This is a genomic window from Lysinibacillus sp. A1, from assembly GCF_000801965.1.
Classification (GTDB): domain Bacteria; phylum Bacillota; class Bacilli; order Bacillales_A; family Planococcaceae; genus Lysinibacillus; species Lysinibacillus fusiformis.
This window is the reverse complement of record NZ_JSZM01000020.1, coordinates 132,073-146,208: the sequence shown is the minus strand read 5'-3', so window position 1 is coordinate 146,208 and position 14,136 is coordinate 132,073. Positions and strand designations below refer to the sequence as shown.

The window sequence follows — 14,136 nt, the reverse complement described above, 5'->3', positions numbered from 1 at the left end:
CCTACCCCACAACCATTCATTGACACAATAAACAATAATGGATGGTCTTTTTATGCACTTTAGACAAACAAATTTTGATAAGGAGCAGCTAGCATGGAGTAAAAAAGAACGAAGCTATCGATTATGGAAAGGGTTTAAGAAGGCTTGTGAGTAAAGTAAATACAAAAACCACATAGTAAATCTATGTAAAAACTTAGATTTCCCGTGTGGTATAGTCCTTATTAAAATGATTAACAGATAAACAATAGCCCGAGTGTCATGACACATACAAGTAGGAGCAAACCTAAGCTATATCGTATTGTATTGAAAGATTTTTGACTCATTCTCGATTTGATTAACGGCTGCTGCATCAATCCCTTTTAATGCTAAGTAGAAATAGGAGTACAGGAAGAAAGGCTATGCCACTCACTATTTCGGTTCCAAGTGGTTTGTATTGTTGATCTCACATTGTTGTCACTTCTTTCTAACATAGCTATTCTTAACAGAGTTTAGTTGTGCAAAGGTGAACTTCTTTGTTCAAGCTACTTTAGCCATGCTATCCTTGTTGTAACCATATTTTATAAACAAAGCATCACGTAGAATATTTGACCTAGGTCAAGCATATGATTCTTCTTTACTATTTCAAAATAAAGAATTTTATATAATAACCTTCAAAAATAGTATACAATCAGAGTGATAGGTTATCCTTGTAGCGTTTTACATACTTATTTTGGATTTATTTAACAAATATAAAGGGGATGACTCTTATGACAACATTAAAAGAAATCATGTCTGTCCAACAATTTTCTGATTTAACATTATTAAATGATGAGGGAGATTTAGAAAGAGAAGTAGAAATGGTCGATATTACAGAAACGCCTGATATTAAAAATTTCACAGCTCCTCATTCATTTATCGTTACTACGGGTATGTGTTATCAACACGACCAATCCGGATTAAAGGATCTCATTCGAGAATTAAATGATATACAAGTTGCTGGCATAGGCGTTAAATTATCACGCTTTTTAGAAAAAATTGATGATGAAGTAATAGAATATGCCAACAAGTTGAAATTCCCCATTATTAGAATCCCTGATAGCTGGAATCTCGGTTCCATTACGCATCATATATCATCCTATATCTTGGATGAAGAAACTGAAAAGTTATATTTTGCATTAGATATCCAACAAGAATTAAATACAATGCTTATGAGAGGTTTGAGCTTGGATATGATGATTGAACGAATGAGCAGACTCCTTAGAGTCCCTGTGATGCTCTTAAATCCTTTTCATCAAATTAAATCGATGAGCCATCACTTCCAAGAACACGCAGAGCAAATTCAGAAAAATCTTAGTTACTTCAAAAGATGTGTGAATTCCAAGCAAATCTCACCTAATAATAAAGCATCTTTCCAAGAAGAACATATTATATTTGAAGTTCCAGCATTTAAATATTTTCCGTATTATTTGATGGTTTCAAATGTTAATACGCTCACTTATCCATTTAGTTTGCTTGCCATAGAACAAGCCGTGAATACACTTAGTCTTGCCATTTATAAAAATAGTAAAATTAAAGAAGCGGAACAACAAGATGTAAACCGATTTTTCGAAACATTGATGTCTGAACATCCTGATAATCTTATTTCAGTCAAACAGCACCCTGAGTTTTTAAAAAAGCACCTTATTCAACCATCCAATTTCTATCAAGTAATCGTTTGTGCGATTGATCAAGAAAGGGATGTGGAAAATAATATCTATTTGAATGAGCGCTATCAAATGACTTTTGAATGGCTAACACATAAATTTACAGACATAGATCCTTGTATCAGTGTGTATAGGTCTCCAGGTAATCATCGATTTACGATTCTATTACAAACTAAACATCAATATTATTTAGATTACTGCAAATATATCCAAAAAGAGTATCAAAAACTTTTTAATAGCACAATGTCATTCGGTATTGGTAATGAAGTTACTGAATTCTCACAGCTACCACTCTCTTATTTTGAAGCGAATGAAGCTTTTGATCATAAGTCTGAAAGTAGTAAAGTTGAATTTATAGAACTCTATAAATCTAAAAGTGTAGAAGAATTGTTACAACTCATTCCAGCAAATAAATTAAAACCGTTTATCACGTATACACTAGGTTCATTAGCCTATCCAAAAACGACGAAAGAAAAAGAACTAAAATATACATTGAAAATCTATTTGGCGAATCATTGTGATCTGACAAAGACTTCTGAAGATATATTTATTCATCGGAATACGGTAAAATATCGTATTAAAAAATGTGAAGAGATTTTAGGTCAGTCTATCGAATCACCTGATATTTCATTAGATCTACGATTAGCATTATTTGCGTCAGAGAAAGTAAATTTTTAAACTTAAAAAATCCCGCTAAAAAGCTGTTTATGAATGCTTTTTTGGCGGGATTCTTTTTGCCTATTTTACTGGAACACTTGCTTCCCCACCTCAATTATGAGTACGCAAATGTAATAGCTTTTACTCCGATATTATCATGAAACTGGCTGGTGCCACTCAGTAGGGGCGGTGTCTATTGCGACGAGCTGTACGCTTTATGCCATCAGCGATTACTTTGTACAGTTGTTCCGACAATCAACATTAGCTTGGCACTCGGGATGGCAGAAGTCGTGTCCTCGCCACATGCCCGGACGAACAGAGGATCCTCCAGACAAATTCTGGCGTTTTTATGTTTACCAACCGCGGACGACGGTCACCCAAGACAGCCATAGCAACAATTTGTTCCGACACTGCCTGGCTGATGATCTAAGCGAAAAACATTGTCAAACTATATCGAACTAGGATTGCATGGAGTTGTATAATTCATCTAGAGAATTAGCTTCTTCATGGGAAGACCTCTCTGCCTTTGGTCAGTAATAACAAAACTACCTATCAGCGGAAGATGTACTAAACCTCCATCGATAGGTAGCTTTACTTTATTCATTAGTTAGGGAATTGATTGCTTTCTTCTCTTTCACCATCACGACAAGGAAGAATAAAATGGCTGCTGCTGCAAGAAGTATTGCTGCAATATAGAATGCCAATACTTTCGAACCAGTTAGATCACCAATATAACCTGTAAGAGTTGGCGCAATAACTGATGATGTCATTCCAAAGAAGTTAAAGATACCTAGTGCCTTGGCCATGCTGTTGGAAGGTACTGAATCCGTTACATATGTGATTAAAACTGGATCAATGGCAAGTTTACCTAATAAACCGTATAAAACTAATGCTGCATATAGGACAGAAGGGTTAGGTGCAAATACCGTTAAACTAATTGTTACGGCTGCACCAATTAACAAGAAGATAATTAATTTCTGACGCATATGTGCATTTTTGTCAATATACTTAGAAAATATCAATGCACCAGGTACTGCTGTGACTGCAACTAAAGCAGCTACATATCCTACTGAACCTTGTTCAAATCCTTTTTCTGCGACTAGGAATGATGGTAACCATGTCACAATCATGTAATAACCATAACATGTTGCAAAATAGACGAAATAAATAACTACTTTTTTTAGCGAGAATAATTCTACGCCTTGAGATACTGTGGCTTGTGTTGTTTGCTTATCTTCAGATGTTTCATTTGTAGCTGTTTTTTTGTCTTGTTTAACAAATAGCGTAAATACAAATATTACAGCTACTATGAAGAATGCTATCATATAAAGCATGTAATTCCATTGGATTTCAAGGCCAGCTACTAATACAGATGAGCCTACTAGACCAATAACCATCCCTAATGCCGAACCACTGTTGATGATCGCATTAGAAAAGCTTTTCTTATCTTTTGGCATATATTTAGCGGATAAAGAGAAAGCCGCACCATAGTATGAACCAGTCGAAAGACCTGCCATTAAGGCACCTACATAAACTTGAGTGATTGTCGTGCTTGATCCAATGACAAATGCTGCTAATGCAAAAATGATAAACGCAGGGATTAATACTCGTTTTTGTCCAAATTTATCAACGAGTATTCCTGATGGAATTTGCATACCCGTATAGGCAAAGAAATAAATAGAAGCAATAAGTCCTACTTGAGTATCGCTAATATTACCAAGCGATTCTTGAATTTGTGGATATATTGGTGTAAGTATTGTACGATAAATCCAAATAGCTACCCAACCTAAACACAGTGCAAAAATGATTTTTTTGTAATAATTCGGGTCATTCTTAACTGTTTGTCCCATAATATGACACTCCCATTTTTCTTTTTTTTACTTATGTAGTGCTTAATTTAATTTTAGGTGATGAGTTCGTAAATAACATTGTTCACTTTCGACAAAAACAGAACTAGCATTGCACATTTTAGACAAAAGCCTATGTTTGAATTGTTTATAAAAGTATGACTTAAGACATTCTCATTTCTCGATCCCTTCTCAGTGCTTTTGTACCTTTGCAAACTCTCCTCATAATAAGGAAGGCTCGAATAAACAAAAAAAGCCCGACTACCCTATAGGTAATCGGACTGATCGCAATCTACGTGGAAACACCTTTGCTCAAATCCAATTTTGTAAAATAAAATTTTACTCAGGTGTGACAATTCTTTGTGATCGCACGAAAGATTCCTCCGTAGTAGATAATGGATCTAAAAGAAGGAATCTTTTTTTACTTTGAAAATTAGTTAATCAACAGACGTGATCGTTAACTTAATGATGTTTATGCGCAATAAAGCCGATTGGTGTCGGACCTGTAATCCCTAACATGACGAAATCTCTACTAGAATTATTAGTCATTCCGTGCTTTTCACCCGCACGTGAAACTACAACATCCCCAGCTTTAATTTGAACCATCTTACCACATTCTGGATAATAATCTGCCGTCCCTTCAATAACAACCCAAATATCATCAGCTTTCTCGTGTGAGTGAAGTGGCAAAGTTTGTCCTGGTCGCATACACCATATAGCTCCAACGGTATTAGGTGTTTCATAAAAAATATGTTTTGTCGCTTCTTCTTCTCTAAACTCTTGAATATCAGGCCAATGGAAAATACGATTTTTTAAATCTTCTCTTGCTAATTGTTTTAATGTCATTGTATTTTCTCCTTGTTTCGAATTTCAAACTATACCCACGTTATTTAGCGTTTAACAGAAAATGATTATCTGCGAATAATATTTTGAGGTTTTCCTTCTAAGAATGCCATTGTGTTATCAAATGCAATTTTAGCCCGTAATTCCATTGCCTCATTCGTTAGGAAGCCTACATGAGGTGTTAAAATCGCATTTTTGGCTTGTAACAGTTTATAGTCTCCAGGAATAGGCGGTTCCATATCAAATACGTCAATACCCGCTCCTGCAATTCGCCCTTCATTTAATGCATCTGCTAATGCATCATTATCAACAATTGGGCCTCGTGCACAGTTGATTAAAATAGCTGATTCCTTCATTAATTCTAATTTTTCTTTAGAAATTAATCCTTTTGTGCTCGAAAGTAATGGTATATGTAATGACACAATATCAGATTGTACTAATAACTCATCTAATTCCATGTATTCGATACCCAAAACTTCTGCTTCCGGGTTTCTTCTAGATTGGTCAGAAGCTACTATTTTTGCGCCAAATGCTTTAAACAAACGAGCAGTCATCATACCAATCTTACCTGTACCAATCAAACCAACTGTTTTCCCTTTAATTTCACTACCTTGGAATGCTCCTGGGAAATGATCGGCATGGATTTCTTTATCACCCTGAGTGATATGACGATACACATCTAACACTAAACCAATTGTTAATTCAGCAACTGCTTGATTCGCATATCCAGCTGCATTACATATCATAACATCTTGGTTTCTCGCTTGTCCGATACCTACATGATCTACACCTGTAAAGGCTACATTTATTAATTTTAAATTGGCATTTTGATCAATCACTTCTTTAGGATAAGGATTATTAGCAATCATAATTACATCTGCACCTTCACTACGTCTTGCTAATTCTGCACTATCTGTTGTTTTCTCGTTATAATAAACAAATTCATGACCGGCCTGTTTGATTGGCTCCGCTAATTTTTCAATAATCGAATCTGAAACATTTAATGGTTCTAATAATTTGACTAACATTTCAATCAATTCCTTCCTATTGTTTTTGAATATGTCTGTTGATTAACTAGTTTCCATAGGTTTATAAAAGAGAGATACACATTTCTTCAAACTGTTATTTCACAGTAAGAGGTGGATGATTTTTTTTGCACATATTGCACAAAAAAAGTAGGTATTTTCGTTTTCAGTCACTTCCTTTTTTATTTTTTATTATGTTAATTGCTTAATTTAATTGTAGGATAGGAGCCTTTAAATAACATTGTTCACTTTAAACAAAAAGTGAAACGACATTACATGTTTTTGACTAAAGCTACTATTTAAAATAACTAGGAATACGCTTTATCCAAATTAGAATTACTACCCCTTTCTACTCTCTGCACAAAAAAAACAGCCCTGGTAATCCTAAGATTATCGGACTAATTCGATCTATATATGGATGCTAAAGTTTCGATAAAAACAATATAACTCTCTTTAACTTTGCCTTTCAAATGTATAAGTTTATATTAGCCTTGATCAAACCTTTTAAGTTTGAATAGTTATCATCTATTGCAAATTCTTCTCCTAAGATGGCACATTTGCCGCTGGGCAATAATCTTACTGATTCTGATGTCGTTATAATCAATAGATTTGTTTGGAATGTAATTTCTCATGATGTAAGAATTATTGACCATAATTCCCTGCCTACCTATTTTAATAACGATGATTCATTATTACATCTCAACTTTTTATATTTTTCTAGCAAGAGCTATTAATTATCGAATGCATCTACATTTAGCATAATTATAATTAATAGCTCTTATATCCCTAAAAATCCAATTAATTCATATATATTTAGTAAAATTGACCATAATTATTGCAGATAGATTACACAATTAAAAATAACATGTCAGAATCATAGGAAAGTGTTAATCAGTAATATTATTGAAAAATAACTCCTAACTGTTTCATGCTATTCTTACTTTAGTTCAAAAGCGATTGCTTTTTGAAAGGGGTAAGGATTAATTGAAGAAAAGAATATTACTACCGATTTTTGCATCTTTTATGTTCTTTACAGGAATAGGTATTCACGATGCGCAAGCAGCTACATATACAGATATAACAAATACAGCAAAGGCATATATTGGTGCTCCTTATAAATATGGAGGTACAGATATTAGAACAGGTGTTGATTGTTCTGCCTATACACAATTAGTATTTTCTAAGTTAGGTATTTCATTAGAACGTACATCCACTGCTCAATATCAACAAGGTACTTCTATAGCTAAAGACAATTTAAAGACTGGCGATCTCGTATTTTTTAATACTTCGGGAAGCGGTGTTTCACATGTTGGCATTTACATAGGTGACAGCAATTTTATTTCGGCTACTACAAGTTCAGGGGTTAAAATTGATAAAATCAATGACCCATACTATTGGGGATCTCGTTACGTGGGTGCAAAACGTGTTGCAAGCTTCTCTGATTATGGAGAGGTAAAAGATGCTGAAATAGACTTTACTATTTATTCATCACGTGGAGAACTCGCTCTTAAATTAGCTAAGAAGCTACAATTAGATACTAGTCAAACAAATTCAAGTTTTCCTGATGTAAAGCCAGGATCTAAATATGCAGGTGCTGCTGAAGCCCTCAAAAAAATCGGAGTATTTACTGGTGATGAAAACGGGAAATTCAATCCAGGTTCACCAATTACACGCGGTCAATTATCAAAAGTTTTAGTGGAAGCATTCCACTTAAAACAACAAGGAGCAACAGAAAATTTTGTAGATGTTCCAGGATCACATTGGGCTAACAGCTATGTATCTATCCTTGCCTCCAATAAAATTACGGTAGGCAAAGGTGACAATTTATTCGGTGTGAACGATAACGTGACAATCGAACATTTAGATGCTTTTATCCAACGATTAACTCAATAATATGAAGTGGCGTTTCACATGGATGAAACGCCATTTTTTTAATTTCAAGCTCCCCTTCCCCCGCTTGACCGCATCACAAAGCCTTTCTAACTGTTTTGTTGCATCATTTTTATTGAACGTCAGAGATTACAAAAAAAGTCTTGTTACATCTGCTTCAGTAACAAGACTTTTAAAGTTGTTTTATTCTAGAAAGGGACTGAGCTTAATAAAGATAGCCTAATAAGTCTATTTTGCCATCTTCCCATTTGATATTACCTATTTCTTTAATCATAAGCTCATTAATTTTTTCATACCCTATCCCATTTGTTGTTTGATTTTTATTGTCTATTTTTAACCATGTACACTCATTATGGACAGACTTGAAGCCAGCATTTACGTATAATTTCTTATTATCTGCAAACAAGAGTAAAAAATCAACTGACTTTCCTTTACAAAATTCATCTATCTTCGAGAGTAGCAATGAACCTATTCCCTGCGAACGCTGATTTTTTGATACACATAAGTCGATAATGCCAAGAACTCTAATAGGTTTCCCATTTAAATTCATTATTCTATAATCCAAGCCAACCTGACCAACAAGTTCATTTTTGTCATGTGTTGCTATGAATCTAAAATGAGGTAATTGCTTAAAGTAAATCCTTTCTTTTGGATAATCTTCAGTAAAGCATTCTGTTAATAAATATTGTAATTTGGCTCTTAATGAATCATTTATTTCGTAGTCATATATTGTTTCAATTTTCAAATTAATTTCTCCTTAGTTTAATTGAGCTTAGAATTCTTTTTTCATCTATCGTAAACTTAGAAGCAACTGTCAAAAAAATGAGTGACGAATCAATCAAATTGTATGGTGATTGATTTCCAATGTCAATTTAATTTTAAAAATTATCATTATATCCCATCAGTTCAATCAATTAGATTTTTGATCGTCTTAAAACTAAAAAATAGGTGTTGCTACTATAAGCAACACCCGTTTCCCTACCTATTTCACTTCTACTTGTTCTTCAGCATCCTCATTAGGCATCATATTTTCTTGATTTGGTTTAACTCTTTTAATAAAGAATGCAAGAATGAGTGCGATCACCGCAATCAAAGTTGAAATAAAGAAGGTGTAATTGATACCATGGAGCATGGCTTCATTCATGATTTGTTGTTTTAGTTCAGCGGCACCCTGTGTAGATGTCTGTGCATTGGCACTCATATTATTCATGGCACCAGCAGCTATTTCTTCAGCTTTAGCAGTTGTTTTATTGTTCATAACTGTAATCAATACAGCTGATCCAATCGCACCGGATACTTGCTGAAGCGTATTATTCATTGCTGTTCCGTGTGGATTATTATGTGCTGGTAGCTGATTCAGACCATTTGTCATAACGGGCATCATAACCATCGACATTCCAAACATACGTAATGTATATAGCAGAACAAGTGTCGAATAAGCCGTATCCATACTTATTTTACTAAAGTAATAAGAAGTGACAATCGTGATGATTAATCCAAATACGGCTAAGCTTCTTGCGCCATATTTATCAAAGAGCTTCCCGGTAATTGGCGACATGATCCCCATCACAATCGCACCTGGTAGCATTAATAAACCTGAATCCATTGGTGAAATACCACGAATCGTTTGTACATATATAGGCATTAATATCATTGCGGAGAACATAGCCACCGCAATGACGATGGAAATGGCCGATGATAAGGCAAACATAGGATATTTGAAAATACGAAACTCAAGCATTGGTTCATCCATACGAAATTGACGAAGGACAAAGGTAATTAAAGCAATCGTCCCAATAATGATTGTTCCGTAGACAAGTATATTGTCCCAACCCTTTTCCCCTGCCGAACTAAAGCCGTAAAGCAGTCCGCCGAATCCGATACTCGATAGAATGAGTGATAGCACATCAAGCTTAATGGCACGTTGTGGTGTCACATCCTTCAATTTAAAGGCTGCAAAGATTAATGTCAAAATAGCAATTGGTAGAACAATATCAAATAACATTCTCCAGCTATAATGCTCAATGATCCAGCCGGACAGTGTAGGTCCAATTGCAGGAGCAGTAATCATCACGAGACCGAACATCCCCATAGCTGCACCTCGTTTTTCAACTGGGAATGCCGTAAGCATAACATTCATTAGTAAAGGCATCATTATGGCTGAGCCGGCAGCTTGAATCATACGTGCCGCTAATAATACACCAAATGCTGGTGCAATACTTGCTAGGAATGTACCTAGTGTAAATAAGGCCATTGCGGTAATAAATAGCTTTTTATCTGTAAAACGTTGAATAAAGAATGCACTTGCCGGTATTAAAATACCGTTAATCAACATATAGCCTGTGGAAAGCCATTGTACGGCAGTAGCATTTACGTCAAATTCCGTCATAATGGCTGGGAGAGCAATGTTTAATAATGTTTCATTCAAAATTGCGACAAATGCCCCAATAAATAAAATGGCAATCATGCCGTATGGCGCTTTTGTCTCGACAGAAATGGTATTCTCCGACATGTAGTATCAATCCTACTTTCTTTTAACTTTTTCATTTTCTTGAGAATTTCGATTGTCTTTTTAGGTCTGGACTTCTTCGTCAATGAGCTGAGTAGTTTTTTCCTCCCATCTGTTGTAGTGCCTTTGCTGATTTCATAGCAACCACCCCTTTAAAAACTAAGTAATAAAACTGTTGACGAAAGAATAGAGTATATTGTATAATTAAAATAGGGAAAGTACGTGGTAAGATAATTATACAACGTCTATCTCTATAAATTTACCATAAGCCATTGTTGATTTCAATGTGTTCTACATATATTTTTTGAAAAAAGTCGATTCTTTTCTTACAGAGAATCGACTTTTTTATTGTTTATTTCTTGATTATTTCTTAATTAAGCCATCATTCGTTAATTCGTAAATGGTTGATACAACTTCCTTTAAGTATCGGCGGTCATGCGAAACACTAATAATGGCGCCACCATATTGGGCTAATGCATGACACAGTACTGGCGTTGTCAAAGGACTAAAGTTTCTCGTTGGTTCATCCAATATTAATAGTTCACAACCGTCCATAATCATCTTTAACAAAAGCAGCTTAGCCTTCTGACCACCGCTTAACCGGCCAATCTTTTGCTGCATTTCATCGCTCGTAAATTTCATGCTCCCCAAATGAGTAAAAGCTTTCGTCATTGCTTCCTTATCACCTGTTCTTTCTAAAAAACGAATAGGAGTTTGATTTGGGTCCAATAAATCCTCGTAATTTTGCGGCATATATCCTATTTTTAATGAAGAACGGTCCTTCAACGTGTCCAATATCCTTTTTAGCAAGGTTGATTTCCCTACCCCATTTTCCCCAATAATCGCAACCTTTTCTGGTCCAATGATCGATAAGTTTATATTTTGGGAAAGCTGTTTGTTTGCTATTTCAAGCGTTTCCAATGATAGCTCTAGAATTTTTTTATGGCGATGTATATGAATGGAGGAATCGAATCGGAATTCGCTTGCCTCCTCTACAGTTGGAATCTCGAAAAAATTCTCTGTAGCTCTGTCCATTCGCTGCTTTTGATGTTTTAATGATTTTACTTTCTTCTGTAATCTCGGGTCCGAGCGAGCTACATTTTGATGCTGATGCTCTGCCTTATTCCAAACATCATGCCACTTTTCCATCTGTTTTTTATAATCGGCTGCTTGCTTCCTCGCTACCTGCTCTTGTTTCCGTAAATCGTTTTCCCGATGTGCTAGGTATGTTTCATAGGGCTCTCTTGAAAATGTATATTTGGGTATTTTCTTGCGATTGGTAAGCTCCATATGAATAATACCATTCGCCGTATTTTTAATAAATGTTTCATCATGCGATACAAATATGATAGGAATCGTAGTTTGCTGCATAAAGACTTCTAGCCAATCTATTGTGCCTATATCTAAATCGTTTGTCGGTTCATCCAGTAACAGAACATCAGGATTCATGGCAAGTAATTTTAAAAAACGATATTTAAATCGTTCCCCTCCTGAGAAATCACTAATCGATTGATCTGAAACTAAGGATTGGATATTAAAATCATCCATGGCCATTAACAAATCCTTATTCCAACTATTATCTAAAAATAATTCAGTGATCGTTAACATTTCTTCCTGTGCCGATAGCTCCTGTGAAAGATAACCTAATAAGTACCCGTCCTTATGAATTTTTCCTTCAAACGTACAATAATCAGTCATTAATTTTTCGTTATAAATACATTTTAATAATGTACTTTTGCCATTCCCCTCCTCACCTATAATGACAATTTTGTCGCCTTTTTGAATACTTAGCTGGAATTGATCGATCAACGTCCGATTGTCTTTAATTGTTCTGATGGTTAGATGTTGAATTTCAATCATGTGAATGCTCCCTTCATTAATTCTTCCGTAATCATTCCATTTAGTTGTTCATATGCATCACCCCGACAATTGATAAAAACAAAAAAGATGCCTCTGTTTATAAACAGAAGCATCTTACTCAATGAAAATAGTTTCCCTATGTAACAACGTATATGGGTGTCCAGTCTTTTTGTCTGTGACAACCGTTTGATCGTTTATGTTGATTCAACAAATGTTCAAAACTCGTCTCCGTACAAAACATTTTTTGAATGAGCATAAACCGTCATAGAGGAGTAATTTCTAAATATGATAGGTGAAGAATAGCTTCTTGTTTATTTATATTGAAATAATGTTTTCTAATAAATAAACAATGGCTCATCTTTTCACCCTCCGATCAATTTAAGTAACAATACTTTAACATAAAATTCTATTTATTGTCAATTTCATTCATTTTACTCTCAGTTTTTAACAATAGATAAATATTCAAATGCTGTGATACCAAAAATACTTTTAAAATGTTTATTCAAATGGGGTAAATCAACAAATCCACATTGTGCAACTCCCGCATAAATATCACCTGTTTGTTCGATAATGGATTTAGCTCGTTCGACTTTGCAATTTAAGAAATATTGATAAGGCGTAATCCCAGTGTGCTTTTTAAAAAGACGGATGAATTGGAATGTTGTCAATTGTAACTCCTGACAAATATCTTCGATTTTTAGTATATTTTCAACATGTGAATGGATGATCTCTTTGGCTTTTTTAATCATCATACTATCCATTTTCATGGATGGACTAAAATCTTGCTCCACTAAGCCATCTGATAAATGTAAAAATAACTCATGACATAATGCTGAATTTTCTTCTGTTAAAATTGCATGTGATAAATTTAGTATATGGTTCTTTACACTATTGTTATAGATAATGGGCTTGTCAAAACTAATGATTTCTCTTTTTTGAATAGCCTCTAAAAATAAAGATGGCTCTACGTAAAGCATTACATATTCGAGTCCTTCACGATTATAAGCCATTCCGTCATGTACTTGTTCAGGATTAAAAAGCATAACGCCATTTTGATGTGAAAGCTGTAAACTTCCATCTAGATGATAATGTTGGATACCTTTTAACGTTACCCCGAATGCATATTCCTGATGAGCATGCTTTTTATACTTAAAATCAGTAAAACTTGCCTTCAATGCTGTAATTCCATCCATTTTTTTATAAGTAAATTGCTGCATTTTTTTCGCCTCTATTCAATCCAAATCATGATGGCTGCGTATAATAAACAACATGCCATGAAAACATTGACGACTTTTTTATGTTGTTGTAAAAATTGTTTAAAGATAGCTCCAAACAATACCCATAATAAGAAAGCTATTAATCCGATGAGGGTAATGGCGAATACACTTACGAATATCGCGAAAAACGATTCATAGTATGGTAGCACAAAGCTTGGAATCACTGTCATTGTAAATAATACGACTTTAGGGTTTAAAAATTGCATGAAAAACCCTGATTTGAAGTTTCCTACTTTATTAGTAGCATCACTCGAAATATCCATTTTAACTATTTGATAAGCTAGATAAAGCATGTAAGCTGTTCCTAGTATTTGCATCATTAGCAAGACTTTTGGGACCAAAGTTGAAAACAATGAATTTAGAAAAGCTGATAATGCTAATAAAATAAAAAACGCAATTGTAGAACCATAAGAAAAATGTAAGCCCTTTTTAATACCGTAATTTTGTGTCGTTGATAAAATAACCACATTTGTTGGCCCTGGCGTAGCCGTAATAATAAAACAGTACAATAAAAAAGATGTAATATCCATGAAGCAAACTTCCTTT

Annotated in this window: 10 protein-coding genes; 2 read left to right on the top strand and 8 right to left on the bottom strand. The window is 34.5% G+C overall.

Going from position 1 to position 14,136, the window contains the following annotated elements; all coding sequences use genetic code 11:
• The first annotated feature begins 746 nt into the window (after window positions 1-746).
• Window positions 747-2,360, top strand: coding sequence for a PucR family transcriptional regulator (locus PI85_RS16845; RefSeq protein WP_039392169.1), 1,614 nt, complete (start codon window positions 747-749; stop codon window positions 2,358-2,360).
• A gap of 575 nt (window positions 2,361-2,935) precedes the next feature.
• Here the strand turns inward: PI85_RS16845 and PI85_RS16840 are convergent.
• From PI85_RS16840 to PI85_RS16830, 3 genes are all read right to left on the bottom strand, one after another.
• A complete protein-coding gene (locus PI85_RS16840; protein ID WP_036125891.1) occupies window positions 2,936-4,189 on the bottom strand; it encodes an MFS transporter in 1,254 nt (417 codons plus the stop codon).
• Window positions 4,190-4,648: 459 nt separating this feature from the next.
• Window positions 4,649-5,032: a cupin domain-containing protein gene (locus PI85_RS16835; protein WP_036125887.1), complete on the bottom strand. Its 384-nt coding sequence runs from the start codon at window positions 5,030-5,032 to the stop codon at window positions 4,649-4,651.
• 65 nt (window positions 5,033-5,097) lie between these two features.
• Window positions 5,098-6,057, bottom strand: coding sequence for a 2-hydroxyacid dehydrogenase (locus tag PI85_RS16830; RefSeq protein ID WP_036125885.1), 960 nt, complete (start codon window positions 6,055-6,057; stop codon window positions 5,098-5,100).
• Between the two features lie 981 nt (window positions 6,058-7,038).
• Here PI85_RS16830 and PI85_RS16825 point away from each other — a divergent pair.
• Window positions 7,039-7,947, top strand: coding sequence for a C40 family peptidase (locus tag PI85_RS16825; protein ID WP_036125883.1), 909 nt, complete (start codon window positions 7,039-7,041; stop codon window positions 7,945-7,947).
• Between the two features lie 202 nt (window positions 7,948-8,149).
• Here PI85_RS16825 and PI85_RS16820 read toward each other — a convergent pair whose 3' ends face one another.
• From PI85_RS16820 to PI85_RS16800, 5 genes are all read right to left on the bottom strand, one after another.
• A complete protein-coding gene (locus PI85_RS16820) occupies window positions 8,150-8,689 on the bottom strand; it encodes a GNAT family N-acetyltransferase (RefSeq protein WP_036125881.1) in 540 nt (179 codons plus the stop codon).
• 237 nt (window positions 8,690-8,926) lie between these two features.
• On the bottom strand, window positions 8,927-10,456 hold the full coding sequence (locus PI85_RS16815) for a DHA2 family efflux MFS transporter permease subunit (RefSeq protein ID WP_036125880.1): 1,530 nt from the start codon (window positions 10,454-10,456) through the stop codon (window positions 8,927-8,929).
• Between the two features lie 360 nt (window positions 10,457-10,816).
• Window positions 10,817-12,313 (bottom strand): ATP-binding cassette domain-containing protein, encoded by a 1,497-nt coding sequence (locus PI85_RS16810; protein ID WP_036125878.1) that lies wholly within the window; start codon window positions 12,311-12,313, stop codon window positions 10,817-10,819.
• Between the two features lie 437 nt (window positions 12,314-12,750).
• The gene (locus tag PI85_RS16805; protein WP_036125876.1) at window positions 12,751-13,530 is read right to left on the bottom strand and encodes an AraC family transcriptional regulator; all 780 of its coding nucleotides are present in this window, start codon (window positions 13,528-13,530) and stop codon (window positions 12,751-12,753) included.
• 11 nt (window positions 13,531-13,541) lie between these two features.
• Entirely contained in the window at window positions 13,542-14,120 is a 579-nt protein-coding gene (locus PI85_RS16800; protein WP_036125874.1) for a LysE family translocator, read from the bottom strand.
• Window positions 14,121-14,136 lie beyond the last annotated feature (16 nt).